The organism is Fictibacillus enclensis (assembly GCF_001457035.1).
GTDB classification, from domain to species: domain Bacteria; phylum Bacillota; class Bacilli; order Bacillales; family Fictibacillaceae; genus Fictibacillus_C; species Fictibacillus_C enclensis.
In genome coordinates this window covers 1,271,128-1,284,987 of sequence record NZ_KQ758617.1, presented here as the reverse complement: position 1 = coordinate 1,284,987, position 13,860 = coordinate 1,271,128, and the positions used below count along the sequence as shown (strand labels likewise).

The following is a 13,860-nucleotide window of genomic DNA, read 5'->3' as shown; positions in this document are numbered from 1 at the left end:
CATAACATTAGTAAAATACATATTAATTATTATTACTATTAAAAATCCTAATCGATGGGGACGTTTTTCATTATGTATTATGATGCCTTAAAAACATTTGTTACCCTGGCAGAAGTAAAAAACTTTACGAAGACCGCCGAACGGCTCAGGATGTCACAACCGAGCGTCAGCCTGCACATTAAAAACCTGGAAAAGGAATTTCGAACCCAGCTGTTCATCCGGTCGCCGAAGTTTCTTCAAATCACGCCAACCGGTGAACTTTTATACGACCGTGCAAAACAGATTTTGACCATTTATGAACAAGCGAGGCAGCAAATCCTTGAGCACCACACAACCATAAAGGGTGAACTGAAGATTGGAGCCAGTTTTACCATTGGTGAATATATTCTCCCTGCGCTCTTGTATCAGCTGCAAAAAAACCACGCTGAGCTGGAGCTTCAGGTGCTGATCGGGAACACGGAAGAAATTGTGTCCTCTGTCCGAAACTATAAGGTGGATTTCGGATTAATCGAAGGACAGACAAATGAAAAAGAAGTTTCCGTCCACCCTTTCATGAAGGACGAACTCTTTATCGTTTCCTCTCCAAATCACCCGCTTGCCTCCAAAGAAAGTGTCACCATGGATGATCTGCAAAACCAGGCATGGGTATCTAGGGAAGCGGGTTCGGGGACACGCGATTATTTAAATCATGTGATCCGCTCCAACGGTTTGAAGACAAAATCGCTTCTTACAATCAGCTCCAATCAAGGCATTAAAGAGTCAGTGATTCACGGCCTTGGGCTTTCTCTTCTATCAAAAAGTGTGATTGAGAGGGACCTGCAATCTGGTAATCTATCCATCATCAAAATTGACCAGCACTCCTTTCACCGTAAGCTTTCCTATATTTTTGCCCCGCTGGCCCAAGAAAACAGAAACGTCTCCGCTTTTTTGCAGGTCATTCATCAAGCGTACCCTTCTGCAATTTAATAGAAGATACACGAAAAAGACACATCGTAATCTGTGTCTTTTTTTACAGTAATAACACTTGACTATGCTTTCAATTAAGTTTAGAGAACGCGTAGTTTAATTTAAATCTATTGCAATTCTAACCTGAATGTCAGAGAATAAGATTATATTTTACATACTTAAATGTTTTTCTAAAATGGGAGAGAGCGCTCTATGAAAAAAACGTCTCCATGGTTAAATGCATTTTTTATTGCTGTTCTGGTCATGACCTGGGGGGTCACATGGCCGATTTCAAAGGTCGCTTTGAATGACTGTCCTCCCATCCTTTTATCCGGCTTTCGCTCGCTCGGTGCAGGCATTTTGCTGTTTCTTTTTTCTTTGAATCGTTTGGACAAGCTTCACTTTAGTGAAAAGTGGAAAATGTACTTTATTTCTGGTCTGTTTAACTCTGTGCTTTTTTATGGTCTTCAAACGATTGGCCTTCTTTTCGTTCCTGCGGGACTGTTCAGTGTGATCGTCTACCTGCAACCTGTACTGATCGGCATTATCGCCTGGCTGTGGGTCGGGGAAGCGATGACTGCCCTCAAGTTAACCGGGCTGTTGCTCGGCTTTGCAGGTGTGGCAACAATCAGTCTTGGAGGTCTGTCTTCTCATATATCCTCCATCGGAATTGTATTGGGAATTCTCACTGCCTTTAGCTGGGCGGTTGGCACGGTTTATATGAAGAGAATCAGTGTGAAGGTCGATGGCATCTGGCTGATCACCATCCAAAGCATCTTTGGCGGTTTGATCATGACGGGAGTCGGAAGCGGCTATGAAGGCTTCTCTAGCATCGTCTGGAGCACACCATTGCTGCTGACGCTATTGTTTCTGGCATTATTTTCAGTCGCCATCGCATGGCTCATTTATTTCCACTTGATCTCTAATGGAAATGCCAGCAAGATCGCCTCCTTTAATTTTCTCGTTCCCTTGATTTCCATTTTGATTGGTATTTTGTTTTTGGATGAACCTTTTACCTATTACCAACTGGCTGGCCTCTTTCTAATCATCGTAAGTATCTATCTCGTAAATCGGAAGCCGGTGATGCTCACCAAGAGAACAAGAGCAAGTCTTCATGCTCATAAATAAATAGAAAAAGTGATTTATTTCGACCCTAAAGTGATCATTCATGACACGACAAAGAAAGGGAAGTCAATTTTGTAACCTTTACAAGGTTGATGGTATTTCCATCCTTTGCCCTTAAGCTATAGACCCACAAAACACCTAGTCTGCAGTTGGTACAGCAGAGTTAACGTAAACTGTTAAACATCATGATATTTATGTAAAATGTTCGTTTAACCATAACGTCGATGCGGCAATAAATTTTTCGGCAGCGGGTGGAAGACTTTTAAAGGATAAGGAACCAATCCCAATCGAGGAAATGGCCCGATCATCTGAGAGAGGTATTTTTTTTACACCTTCTGGAAGGTGATGCAATGCAATTTCCGGAAGGATGGCAACACCAAGTGAGTGTTTCACCATTGCAATCACAGCCTGTTCATCATCTAATTGTAACGAAATTTCAGGGAAAAGTTTATTTGTTTTAAACAGGTTGCGGATGGTTTTAAGTGTAGAATTTTGGAGAACCAGCTTCTCTTCTATGAGTGCATTTGGCTTAATAGATTTTTCAGCACCAAGATGATGGGTTTCCGGAACAACACAATATAACGGCTCTTTTTTTAAATGGAAAATCTCCAAATCCGCTGCAGGCAGCATCAAAAAACCAAAATCTATGATCCCCTGAGAAATCCATCGAGAAATTTCCTCCTGTTTCCCTTCCGCAATGTCTACTTTGATATGAGGATATTGATCGGTAAACTTTTTTATTATACCAGGAAGCCATACGGCAGAAACAGATGAAAATGTGCCAATTCTCACGGTCCCAATTTCAAGTCCTTTTATTTCCGCGGCCTCCTGAAGCATTTTTTCATTTAAATGCAGAATCTCCCTGATATACTGCAGCATTCGCTCACCGTTTACGGTTAGCCTGATGCCTGCTTTGTTTCGGGTTAACAAGGAAAAACCCAAATCCTTTTCCAGGCTGGAAATGGCATGACTTACCCCGGATTGGGAGATATTTAACGATTCACTTGCTTTTGTTAAGCTGCCTAGTTCGATTACTGTTTGAAAGATCTCGTATTTTGCTATCGACAAATTAATCCCTCTTTATATTAGTTATTCTCATAATATAACACATTAAATGAATTATTTTCATCAAACTTCGACAATAAAGACTGCAGAACGCAGTCTCATTATTATCGCAATGTTTCTTGAATGGTTTCTTTCCACCTTGAAAGTACCGCGGATGGATCCTTTAAAGAGATTTGTATTCCCGAAGTGATGTCTGCATATTTCGCCTGATCCTCTTTATAAAACTCTATTTTGGCTGAAAAACGCTCCAGCGGATGCTTTGTGCCTTCGAGTATACCCAATGGGGATACTGCAAGGCGGGTATAATGAACCCTACCCTTATAGACCGCTACTAATGTAGCCTTTCTCGTTCTGATGCAATTTTTGGTTGTCGTGGTTCCTGGCCATAGTGCCAGTCGCAAATTTTCTTTGTCGAGGGCAACAACCTCTCCTGCACTGACCATCGCATTATGCGGCCAGCCATCCTCCGTTACTGTCATTAAAAGCATCGCCTCATGCTGTTTATTCTCTAGATTCTCTCCATTCAGTAGTTCATACAATTCATCCGATAGTCCCAAAGATCTGCACGTCCTTTCAAAAAAATCAATAGATTTAAGGACAGGGCTAGTCTGAAAACAGACTAGCCCTGCGTTTTACTACATTTATTATTTTATATACTTTGCCGGAAGAGCAGGAACATTTTCTGCAAATGGAATGTCAGCCGGGTTCACCTTAAACGCACGATTATATTTTTCAGGATTCGTGATGGTTTCAGGCTCAATGGAACGCCATGTAAAAATGCAAACCGGACACATATAAACCTCCCATGCACCTTCCACCGGTGACTTTGATACAACTTCGGCTTTCTTTGATTCACATCGAGGACAAGTATGCATATCCAACACTCCTTTTATCGTAATAATTCTCGTAAACGTTGTTCCCACTTCTCAACATTAAGCGGAGAATCAAGTGGCTGTGAGTAGTGGCCTCTTGTTTCAGGCGCCACAGGCGTAGTGGCATCGAGGACCATCTTGTGAGTGATCCCTGAAGGTGATGAACCTGGATCCAGTGCAAGGACGGAAAGGTCCGGAATGATCACCGCATCGTGTTTTGGATGCATCTTGGTCGAAAGGGCCCACATGACCTGAGGAAGGTTAAACGGATCTACATCCTCATCAACAACAATTACCAGTTTACAATACCCCAAGCCATGCGGCGTGGTTAAGGCGCGCATTCCCACTGCCTTCGCAAACCCGCCGTACCGGCGTTTGGTGGAAATAATCGCGACCAGTCCATGAGTGTACATGGCATTTACCGCTTGGATTTCATTAGGAAATGCTTCTTTTAATTGCTGGTATAAAGGCACGCTTGTATTAATACCAATCATATAATCTGTTTCTGTCCAAGGCATTCCAATATAAAGGTGTTCAAATATCGGATTCTGACGGTGATAAACACGGTTAATCTTTATAACCGGCATGCTTCTTCCTCCTGAATAGTGGCCGGTGAATTCACCAAACGGCCCTTCAAATTCACGGACACCTGCCAAAAGCTCTCCTTCAAGAACAACCTCTGCTCCCCAAGGAATATCGAGATCTGAATCTTTCGCTTTTACAATACGGTATGGCTCTCCCTGAATCGCACCGGCCATCTCGTATTCAGATTGATCGTAATGTAACGGCGTAGCCGCTGCTGTTGTAATGGCCGGTTCGTTGCCAAGCGCAATCACAACAGGCAGGTTTTCACCGCGTTCTTCAGCCTGGCGCAGGTGAATGGCAATATCATGCTGAGGAACCGGCTGGATTCCCAATCGGTCTTTCCCTTTAACCTGCATGCGGTAAATACCTACATTTTGCTTTCCGAAGTGCTCCGGATCATCAAGGTCACGTGAGATCACGCACGCTTTATCAATATAAAACCCTCCGTCTCCCTGGTTTAAACGGAACAACGGCAAAATATCAAAAAGGTTAATGTTTTCTGTAATTTCGACTTCATGAAATGGTGCGGTTTCCTCTCGCTGAACAGGCATTGGAAACTGATCATAACGACGGGCAAATTCAAAGAATTGATCTTTTAACGGTGTATTTTTTGGCAAACTCATCATCAGGGCATGGTTTGGCCAAGAGCCCATTACATTCATGGCTACTTTAGCATCGTTATATCCATAAATGTTGTCAAACAGCATAGCCGGAGTTTCTGCGCCAAGCTTGCTCATCGCTTTGGTTGCTGCAGCAATATCCGGTTCAGGCTTCACTTCATCATTGATGGTAAGAAGCTGCCCTTCTTTTTCTAATGTCGCAAGGAAATCACGAAAATCTTTATAGGCCATTATTAGTCCTCCTGTTTCTTAGGTTTCATACCTTCCCAGCGTTTTGTTTCAGATAAATGAATATTGAACTGGTCTAACGCCCGAAAAGCAATATGATCTACCATATCTCCAAGATCTTGTGGATGATTGTAGAATGCAGGCATGGGCGGAAAAATGATTGTGCCCATGCGGGAAAGTTCCATCATATTTTCAAGATGAATGGTATTCAACGGAGTCTCCCTAGTCATTAAAAGAAGTTTTTTTCTTTCTTTCATCATGACATCCGCTGCACGTGTCAGTAGGTTATCCGCAAGCCCCATGCGAATGGAAGCCAGTGATTTCATACTGCATGGTGCCACAATCATGCCATCAACCAGGAAGGAGCCGCTGGAAATCCTGGCTGCCTGATCTTTGTAGGAATAGCTGAAATCAGCCATTGCTTCTACTTCCTTCACGGTATAGGATGTTTCAAAAGGAATGTTAGCTGTTGCCCACGCGGACATCACCAGGTGGGTTTCTACATTCGCCTGCTTTAACAGCTGAAGAATGCGAATGCCAAAAACGACGCCCGTCGAACCAGTAATACCAACTATAATTCTCATTTGTTCCCACCTTTCTCGCTCTTAACGTATCGCGTGTTCTACAGAAATAAGTATACTCTCCCTATTTTAATAAAAAAAATATATATATTTTATGCAATGCATATGTTTTACTTATGGATGTGGAATACTAAAGGCAGAATTCCATTGTTCAAAAAATAAGAATCCGGGATACTTCCGGACTCCTATTTCTGGTGATCGCAAATTAAATGGCGTCTGCTCAATCTGAATATGATAAATGCATTTTAGCCCGCAATGATAAAGTTAAAGGAGAACTTATGGATATTCGTCAGCTCCGCTATTTTCAAACCATCATAGAAGAAAAACAGATAACAAAAGCTGCTAGGATCCTGCATATTGCCCAACCGGCATTAAGTCTGCAGCTCAAACAGTTGGAGGAAGAGCTCGGGGTACCTTTAATCATTCGTGAAGGAAAACAGTGGCAGGTAACAGAAGCCGGTCAGAAACTTTATGAGCGGTCTAAACAGCTGCTTCAGTCGATTGATTCCATTAAAGGAGAATTGTCGGAAATAAAAGAAGGCATTACAGGAACGGTCACCATTGGCACTTCAACTATTTGTGTTTCTCACCTTGCCCCCCATTTAACTCAGTTTCATAATGAATTTCCGAAAGTGTATGTGAAGATTTTCAATGGCGATACGTATTATCTCGAAGAACTTCTGCAGCAGAATATGATTGATATTGCGCTCCTTTTACTTCCAGTCGAAGGACGCGATTATGAAATCGTTCCGCTGGAGGAAGACCCGTTTGTAGCGGTTATCCCAAGACAATGGGAGAATCTCTTTCCTAAAGACTCTATCCGCCTGAAAGAAGTAGCCCAACAGGATCTCCTCTTGGGAAAAAGAAGATCCGGAATAGGAATTTACGAAAATATTCTTTCCCATTTTCATCACTATGATCTTCAACCTCAGGTGGTTTTGGACGGACCGGATATCTCGACCATCCTGACCTTTGTAGCCACCGGCATGGGGATGACCATCATTCCCCGCTCGGAAATCCATCAGGCATATGATGGAAAATTCAAGGTGCTCACCATTGAAGAACCTTTTCTGCAGGCAAAGCCGGCGATTGTCTGGATGAGGGACAAATATATGTCAAAGGCAGGCAGAAAGCTGATTGAGTACCTGGCATCGAAAGGATGAGAAGCACCCAAACACAGAAAAAACCCCTGACACCAAAGGTATCAGGGGGTTTCGTCTTTTTAATACATGCTCATGTATTGTTCGCGTTCCAAAGGGTGAACTTGTGTACGGAACATATACTGCGTGTCTTTCTATTCTCGATGATGACTAAAACCCGCCCTTAGTTATTTTATGCTTAATATGGATGTACAAAAAGAGAAAAGGGATATATAGATACACAAAATAAAAAGCAATGTTTGAATACATTTCATTCAATCGCTCTATTTGAATCCTCTCTTTGAGCACATTGGATATAATAAAGAATAGGACCAGTACAATGACCAGACTTATACGTTGTTTCACATTTATTACTTTCTTAATAGCACGACATCCTGCCCATATTTTCACACTGACATTGGGTAATATGAGAAGTAACCAAATCGAAACAACGATAAATTCGACTCTTTCTACTAGATTGAATTTCGCAATTTTCATTTGAGCTAATGTTGGCCATATTGTATGGTTTAATTGTCCTTCACTAAAGAAGACAAATGTGATGAGTGCTATTATTAGATAAAGTAAGCTTGAGAACAAAAGTCCAAAATGGGCCCATTTTTGTGATCTGTCTGGATTTTTTATGAATGGGTAGAACATGAATAAGGTCTCAAAGCCAACATACTGAAACAACATAGCTTTAGAGGATGATACGATTTCCTTCAGAGAGTGGTTAAAGACGGGTAATAAATTGTGAAAATCGGCAAATTCCAATGAAAAAAAATTAAGGGGAAACAGGATAATTAAGGGTAGGATAGTTCCCCAGAAACACATTCCAGTAATCACGCGGAATCCGCCGGATACAATGTAATAAATGAGGACTAGAAGAATCAGGCTTATTTGCCAGGTCTTCATTAAGGGAAACAGCCAAACTTGAACAACTTCAATATAAACACGGAAAACAATTAACGCTAATATAAGAAAGTAGAAAATCACAAAAATGTTGAACAGTGCGCCAATCCATTTTCCAAAGCAAAATTTGTGAACATGTATGATATCATTATTAGCAATTCCAAGAATACGATAGATCATCCAAACTAATATATGAATGCTAATACTCGATAAAATGATGGAAATCCATGCATCATAACCTGCATCCTTCGTTATATCTCGTTGAAAACTCATGATTCCTATGCCAATAATATTCGTATAGATCAGAAAGAAAACGTAAAAGGAAGATACTAAATGTCGTTCGTCTAGTAATGATTTCACGTGGTTCCTCCTCTTATCATGTAGACTTACTCTTCAATACCTGTATTTAGGATTTGAAAATTTGTATGTACAGTGGTTTTTACTTTTGGGTATATGTCCATAAACCGTTGATAGTCCCATTTGTTTGAGTTGGCTCTAACCTTTTCTCCCAACCCAATGGGATCTACATTGTATCCTTGTGCCAGTGAAATTAAACGTTGGACCTCTTCCTTAAAGTGTTCATTTAAAATTCGTTCCAATTTTACAATATCTTTATCTTTTTTCAAATCAAACCTGGATGATGCTTTTTCAATCTCTCCATGGATGGTTATATCGATGAATATACTCGGAATGCCTTCGCTTTTCTCAACAGTATATGTAGTTTTTGCATCCATGTTTTTCAAGAGAATAAAACCTTTCTTTTTATTTTGCGTGATTTTGGTTTTATATTGTCCATTTTGAGACCCGTCGATTAATGTTTTTAGAATTAAGGACTGTCTTAAATTAATATGATGTATGTACTTGTCGTTTTTTAATAAAGCTAACCCGTCAATTTTAATTTGATTTTCCTCTAGGATAAAGTAAGGTAAAATTGGATCTCTCCCTTCTTGATGAAAATTGTTCAAAAACATGTGCAGATTCATTTTTGGCAAATTACCACTTTCAATGTTTTGATTTATTTTTTCACTTAAATGGAATGAAAGATTCACATGTTTACTGGCTTGAAGTATATCTTCTGCTTTGTTTTCAGCAATGCCCAATTGCATTCGACTCGCCGTATTTGGATTTCGGGCAAAATTAGTGATAACATCTTCGATCCCTTGTGTGGCATATTCCTTGCCGAACAATACAAAATCTAATTTTCCTGTCTCAATAGGATAGGCTGATTTTGCATTCATTCTCGGGATTATGTCTTCATATGAATCAGACACCGTTTTATAAATCTTTAATTTGACATTTCCCTTCTCTGCGAAAGTAGGATAAATAGCAATTCCTTTAACTTTGCCTTCTTCCCGATCATATCCTAGAGATTCAATTATTTGAACTTCATCTATGATCCTCTCATGTATACCACACCCTGATAATAAGAAAGTTAAGCTAAAAGTTAACAGAAAACATAATTTCATTTAATTCACCTTTATTATCCTTTCCTCATTATTCATCAAAATCACTTTTCTTTTTTTTGTGATTATGTGGGTGGTATCTCCAAATTGATTTAGGACGTAAATAATTTGGCCTTTTGGATGTTTTACTATAAGAGGAACGGATCAGGCTGTCCTTTAAATCCTCAGGTCTAAAAGGATAAAATGGAACGGTATAGGGTGTTCCTAAAGATTCTAAACGTGTAAGGTGAATGATTAAAAAGGCAATCCCGATAACGATACCTAGTCCCCCCCAAATAGATGCGAAGAGAATTAAAGGAAAACGTAAAAAACGTATAGTGTTCGACATTTTATAAATTGGAGTAGTAAAGGAAGCTAAGGCAGATAAGGCGACTATAATGAGTAAGACATTACTTGTAAGGGACGCCTCAACTGACGCTTGTCCGATAACAATACCGCCCACTATTCCCAATGTTTGTCCTACCTTTGTAGGTAACCGGACTCCCGCTTCACGTAATAGTTCAATCGTTAATTCCAGAAAAATCACCTCTAATACCGGCGGAAACGGGACATTATAACGAGAAATACTAAGTGAACCGAATAAATCGTTTGGAATCATCTCGTAATGGTAAGTGATAACGGCTATATAAATAGATGTTCCAAAAATGGAGAAAAGGACACTGCATACCCGTATAAAACGAAAAAAAGATCCAAGAATCCATGGGAGAAAGTAATCTTCAGGTGAAATAAAATAATCAATGATCGTAGAAGGACCTGTAACGACATATGGCGACCCACTACTTAAAACAGCTACTTGTCCATTAATAAGAGCTTGAACCGCCCTATCCACACGTTCAGTTGGAAGAAGCAAAGGAAACGGTGTAAGGGAATTATCTTCTATAAATTGATGCAGCTGAGAAGTATCAAAAATGACATCAAAATCAATATTTTGAAGCCGTTGGGTCATGGTATTAACATGCTGCTCACTCGTAATCCCATCAATGTGAGCAATAATAACTCGAGTATTTGAAGTAGAACCAATGTTTACTTCCTTCGTAATTAGATCAGTTGTATTTATTTGTTGTCTTAATAAATGTATATTTACATCAATATTCTCAAGAAACCCAATTTGTGGCCCCACTACACTAAACTCATTTTCAACGTTATTTTGTTCACGCAATCCAGCTTTATCATTAGATAAGTGAATTAAAGCAACCCTTTGGTCATTTTCCTTCATTTGAAGTATCGCATACCCTTTAAGTAACTTTGATTCAGCTTCTTTCCGATTATCCGTTATTACAATATCTTCTATTGCGATGATTTTCTTTATGTCATCAATTTTCTCTAGCCTGTCTAGTTCATAAGGGGTCTCTCGGAAAACCATTAAAATTTTCAGTTGGAGTTGTTGTTGATCGACCAGTGTATTGTAGTAAGAAATGATTAAATGTCCCGCTTCATCCGTAAGTGGAAATTGTTTAAAATCACTGGATTTTTTAACCTTAGCAAACAGCTTGCCAATATCTTGTGAATTCTCAGTCACGGCCTGTTTGTCTTTATTATTTCTCATCCTTCGTTTTTTGAACATCTAATCACCTCCCTATTACAAAGGAATTCATATCCTTTTATATTATGGGAAGGCATTCCCATATTTATGTAAATCCGTTATATAATAAGTGAAAACTTTATCCTCTCCAGTTTACATAATATTAATATAGCTTAGAGTAAGCAAAGGACCATGATCCTAATAGAAATAATCCCTATAGGGGTAGGGTCGGACAGCAAAACACATATTTACAAAGTTAAAACTTTTTCAAAATAAAAAGAGCCAAAAGGCTCTCTTAAATCATCGAATGGAGTTTAAACTCTAATGCTCCCCTCAATTTTATACCTAATTCAGGATACTCATTTAAACTGGTCCATACATTAACCCAACCCTCATTTTGTTCAAACAGTTTGTTTATTAGTGTATCATCATTTTCTTTCAAACCTTTTTTAAACTTCATTGATTTATGCCCTCATTATCTACTATTTCAGTATAATCTTAATATCAGTTCCTTGATCATCCTCTACTTTTATATCTGTTGTAATTTTGCGCATGACCCAAATCCACACAAAATCCTCGAAATCATCAATGGTAAGAACATCTATTCATCGATATTTACAACTACGTAAGACTAAAAATGTAACGCCTTAATGTTTGTACTTTGGTGTGTGCGTGGAGTATAGCAATCCTAAAAACATCCGAGAGATGTTCGTTTAAAGCTCCAGGCTGCTTTCATATTCTAGCCCACTTGTGAACTGGGTCACTCCATGTGTAAGTTCGTGCCCTATCACATCTAGTTAGTTTGTAAAAACCCAACAAAAATAGTTCGCTGATTAATATATGATATTAATGATCACTGGTCATGACTCATGCTCCATAAATTGGATCTCCGTGAACTGATATTCTGCCTTTTGCTCATAATATTCCTATACAGGGACACCCTATATTCAAAATAAACTTCTATAGGTTGGAGGCTGTCAGAATGAAGGTTTTATCAATGATCCAGCCATGGGCAAGCCTTTTTGTCCTTAGAGAGGCAACATATGAAACAAGGTCATGGAGAACGAATTATAGGGGGCCACTTGCCATTCACACAAGTAAAAAAATAGATAAAGACGTCTCTAACCATAAAGCCATAAAGTCGTTGCTTGGTAAGCACGGATACACACCAGAGAATCTTCCAACTGGCCAGATCATTGCTGTATGCAAACTTGTAGATTGTTTGAAGGTAACTGAAAACAATGAGACATGGGCCATTCTGGAGGACGGTCGAATCGTATCAGGGAATGACTATTTTATGGGTGACTTTAGAGTAGGAGGTTATGCTTGGGTAGTTGAGGATATGCAGATGCTGGATGAATTTATTCCAGCAAAGGGAAGGCTAGGATTATGGGAGCATGTTTTAATTTTATAGGAGCTGATAGCCCCCGAAGACACCAACCGGAGGTTCACATGGGTAAGAAGGACCCCAAGCCGAACCCGAACGACGTCGGCAGCAACATGAATTTTTGTACTTACCTTTTCTATATTACAAAGTGACTTACCTTTTATTTATTAGAAATAAGTGCGATTCCTATTTTCTTTTGATTCTGATTTCTAACTTCAATTGATTCATACTATTCATCTTTCTTTAATCAGCATAGGTTGTACACACCCATTTGCTATTATTTGGCTGGTTTTGATTTTATGAGCATAAGGTGACAGACATTATACGAAGGAAATTCGTTACAAAGAATACAAAAGAAATCACAGATGCAGAAATACTAAACCATCTTACCGGTAAGAAAAGGCTGAATGATCAAGATGTAGAGCTCTGCGTAATACAGAAAAAATTTGTAAGTAACGAAAAACAAACCGATTCCGTTCAGGGGTGATCGGTTTGTTTGGTTTTAGTTGAATAATTGTTGGCCGTTCTGTTTTATACCAGTGGATGCGGGACATAAAGTTCTTCTAAACTCTTAATTTCTTCGGGTGTCAATTTGTCAGACAACGCCGACAACGCATCTTCAGGTTATTTTGTTAATCTACTGCTGCACGATCTGAATATAGTTGCCGCAAGTGTCGTCGAAGACAGCTAGTGTGACTTCACCCATTTTTGTCGGCTCGATGGTAAACTTCACGCCTTTTTCCAGCAATCGCTCGTACTCTTTGTTAATATCTGCAACGCCAAACATGGTGGCTGGTATTCCCTCGGCAAATATTTTCTGTTGATACTCTTTGGCGGCAGGGTGTTCATTTGGTTCGAGTAAAAGCTCGGTACCGTCTTGTTCATCAGAGGAAACAAGCGCAATCCATCGAAATTCTCCTATGGGAATGTCGTGCTTTTTTACAAAGCCCAGCGTTTCTGTATAAAACTCCAATGCCTTGTCTTGATCTTGAACGAAGATGCTGTTAACAATGATTTTCATCATAGTTTTGCCTCCTTTGATATTTGTGATGTATGGTCCTTTATTTTTCAACCAGAAAAGCCTTAAAAAACTACTCTATCCATCCTTTCAACAAATTTTTCAGTGGTTCGTTGTTGAATATAATGACTCGGTATTTTCCTTTTCTTTTAGATATTACGAGCCCGGCAGCTTCCAATGCCGAAAGATGTTTCGCTATCGCTTGTCGTGAAATGGAAAGTTCGTGCTTCATAATAAGACGTGCTGAAAGTTCATACAACGTCATCTCATTGCGTTCGGATAGTTCGTCTAAAATAAGCCGCCGGGTCGAATCACCAAGGGCTTTGAATATAGCGTCTTTGTCCCAATTCATATATCAATCATAAGCAACTCTATGGTTGCTTGTCAATACAGGCAACCAC

At 39.6% G+C, this 13,860-nt stretch carries 15 protein-coding genes; 4 read left to right on the top strand and 11 right to left on the bottom strand.

Annotated features, from left to right (window positions below):
• Window positions 1-72: 72 nt before the first annotated feature.
• Entirely contained in the window at window positions 73-966 is an 894-nt protein-coding gene (locus AS030_RS06725; protein WP_061969748.1) for a LysR family transcriptional regulator, read from the top strand.
• Window positions 967-1,158: 192 nt separating this feature from the next.
• Window positions 1,159-2,073: a DMT family transporter gene (locus tag AS030_RS06720; protein WP_061969745.1), complete on the top strand. Its 915-nt coding sequence runs from the start codon at window positions 1,159-1,161 to the stop codon at window positions 2,071-2,073.
• Between the two features lie 189 nt (window positions 2,074-2,262).
• Here the strand turns inward: AS030_RS06720 and AS030_RS06715 are convergent, their stop codons facing one another.
• From AS030_RS06715 to AS030_RS06695, 5 genes are all read right to left on the bottom strand, one after another.
• Complete coding sequence (locus AS030_RS06715; protein WP_061969743.1) at window positions 2,263-3,138, bottom strand: LysR family transcriptional regulator; 876 nt, start codon at window positions 3,136-3,138, stop codon at window positions 2,263-2,265.
• A gap of 101 nt (window positions 3,139-3,239) precedes the next feature.
• Entirely contained in the window at window positions 3,240-3,692 is a 453-nt protein-coding gene (locus AS030_RS06710; RefSeq protein ID WP_141687033.1) for a pyridoxamine 5'-phosphate oxidase family protein, read from the bottom strand.
• 87 nt (window positions 3,693-3,779) lie between these two features.
• Complete coding sequence (locus AS030_RS06705; RefSeq protein ID WP_061969738.1) at window positions 3,780-4,010, bottom strand: non-oxidative hydroxyarylic acid decarboxylases subunit D; 231 nt, start codon at window positions 4,008-4,010, stop codon at window positions 3,780-3,782.
• Window positions 4,011-4,024: 14 nt separating this feature from the next.
• On the bottom strand, window positions 4,025-5,443 hold the full coding sequence (locus AS030_RS06700; RefSeq protein ID WP_061969736.1) for a non-oxidative hydroxyarylic acid decarboxylases subunit C: 1,419 nt from the start codon (window positions 5,441-5,443) through the stop codon (window positions 4,025-4,027).
• A 2-nt stretch (window positions 5,444-5,445) separates the two neighbouring features.
• Window positions 5,446-6,024 (bottom strand): UbiX family flavin prenyltransferase, encoded by a 579-nt coding sequence (locus AS030_RS06695; protein ID WP_061969734.1) that lies wholly within the window; start codon window positions 6,022-6,024, stop codon window positions 5,446-5,448.
• A 275-nt stretch (window positions 6,025-6,299) separates the two neighbouring features.
• Here AS030_RS06695 and AS030_RS06690 point away from each other — a divergent pair, with 275 nt between their 5' ends.
• The gene (locus tag AS030_RS06690; protein ID WP_061971598.1) at window positions 6,300-7,184 is read left to right on the top strand and encodes a LysR family transcriptional regulator; all 885 of its coding nucleotides are present in this window, start codon (window positions 6,300-6,302) and stop codon (window positions 7,182-7,184) included.
• Between the two features lie 147 nt (window positions 7,185-7,331).
• Here AS030_RS06690 and AS030_RS06685 read toward each other — a convergent pair whose 3' ends face one another.
• The 4 genes from AS030_RS06685 to AS030_RS23510 form a co-directional block, all read right to left on the bottom strand.
• Complete coding sequence (locus AS030_RS06685) at window positions 7,332-8,429, bottom strand: GerAB/ArcD/ProY family transporter (protein ID WP_061969732.1); 1,098 nt, start codon at window positions 8,427-8,429, stop codon at window positions 7,332-7,334.
• Between the two features lie 26 nt (window positions 8,430-8,455).
• On the bottom strand, window positions 8,456-9,535 hold the full coding sequence (locus tag AS030_RS06680; RefSeq protein ID WP_061969730.1) for a Ger(x)C family spore germination protein: 1,080 nt from the start codon (window positions 9,533-9,535) through the stop codon (window positions 8,456-8,458).
• A 28-nt stretch (window positions 9,536-9,563) separates the two neighbouring features.
• A complete protein-coding gene (locus AS030_RS06675) occupies window positions 9,564-11,096 on the bottom strand; it encodes a spore germination protein (protein WP_061969728.1) in 1,533 nt (510 codons plus the stop codon).
• A gap of 253 nt (window positions 11,097-11,349) precedes the next feature.
• On the bottom strand, window positions 11,350-11,514 hold the full coding sequence (locus AS030_RS23510; protein WP_156412559.1) for a hypothetical protein: 165 nt from the start codon (window positions 11,512-11,514) through the stop codon (window positions 11,350-11,352).
• 522 nt (window positions 11,515-12,036) lie between these two features.
• Here AS030_RS23510 and AS030_RS06670 point away from each other — a divergent pair.
• Window positions 12,037-12,468 carry an ASCH domain-containing protein gene (locus AS030_RS06670; RefSeq protein ID WP_061969726.1) on the top strand — a complete coding sequence of 144 codons (432 nt, stop codon included), beginning with the start codon at window positions 12,037-12,039 and terminating at the stop codon, window positions 12,466-12,468.
• 610 nt (window positions 12,469-13,078) lie between these two features.
• Here the strand turns inward: AS030_RS06670 and AS030_RS06665 are convergent.
• Together AS030_RS06665 and AS030_RS06660 are read right to left on the bottom strand one after the other, a co-directional pair.
• Complete coding sequence (locus tag AS030_RS06665; RefSeq protein WP_061971595.1) at window positions 13,079-13,462, bottom strand: VOC family protein; 384 nt, start codon at window positions 13,460-13,462, stop codon at window positions 13,079-13,081.
• Window positions 13,463-13,532: 70 nt separating this feature from the next.
• A complete protein-coding gene (locus tag AS030_RS06660; protein WP_061969724.1) occupies window positions 13,533-13,811 on the bottom strand; it encodes an ArsR/SmtB family transcription factor in 279 nt (92 codons plus the stop codon).
• Window positions 13,812-13,860: the final 49 nt, after the last annotated feature.

Coding starts and splice junctions, on each gene's coding strand:
- AS030_RS06700 (WP_061969736.1), bottom strand. CDS start 5,443: ATGGCCTATAAAGATTTTCGTGATTTCCTTGCGACATTAGAAAAAGAA.
- AS030_RS06705 (WP_061969738.1), bottom strand. CDS start 4,010: ATGCATACTTGTCCTCGATGTGAATCAAAGAAAGCCGAAGTTGTATCA.
- AS030_RS06690 (WP_061971598.1), top strand. CDS start 6,300: ATGGATATTCGTCAGCTCCGCTATTTTCAAACCATCATAGAAGAAAAA.
- AS030_RS06660 (WP_061969724.1), bottom strand. CDS start 13,811: ATGAATTGGGACAAAGACGCTATATTCAAAGCCCTTGGTGATTCGACC.
- AS030_RS06680 (WP_061969730.1), bottom strand. CDS start 9,535: ATGAAATTATGTTTTCTGTTAACTTTTAGCTTAACTTTCTTATTATCA.
- AS030_RS06665 (WP_061971595.1), bottom strand. CDS start 13,462: ATGAAAATCATTGTTAACAGCATCTTCGTTCAAGATCAAGACAAGGCA.
- AS030_RS23510 (WP_156412559.1), bottom strand. CDS start 11,514: ATGAAGTTTAAAAAAGGTTTGAAAGAAAATGATGATACACTAATAAAC.
- AS030_RS06695 (WP_061969734.1), bottom strand. CDS start 6,024: ATGAGAATTATAGTTGGTATTACTGGTTCGACGGGCGTCGTTTTTGGC.
- AS030_RS06670 (WP_061969726.1), top strand. CDS start 12,037: ATGAAGGTTTTATCAATGATCCAGCCATGGGCAAGCCTTTTTGTCCTT.
- AS030_RS06675 (WP_061969728.1), bottom strand. CDS start 11,096: ATGTTCAAAAAACGAAGGATGAGAAATAATAAAGACAAACAGGCCGTG.
- AS030_RS06720 (WP_061969745.1), top strand. CDS start 1,159: ATGAAAAAAACGTCTCCATGGTTAAATGCATTTTTTATTGCTGTTCTG.
- AS030_RS06725 (WP_061969748.1), top strand. CDS start 73: ATGTATTATGATGCCTTAAAAACATTTGTTACCCTGGCAGAAGTAAAA.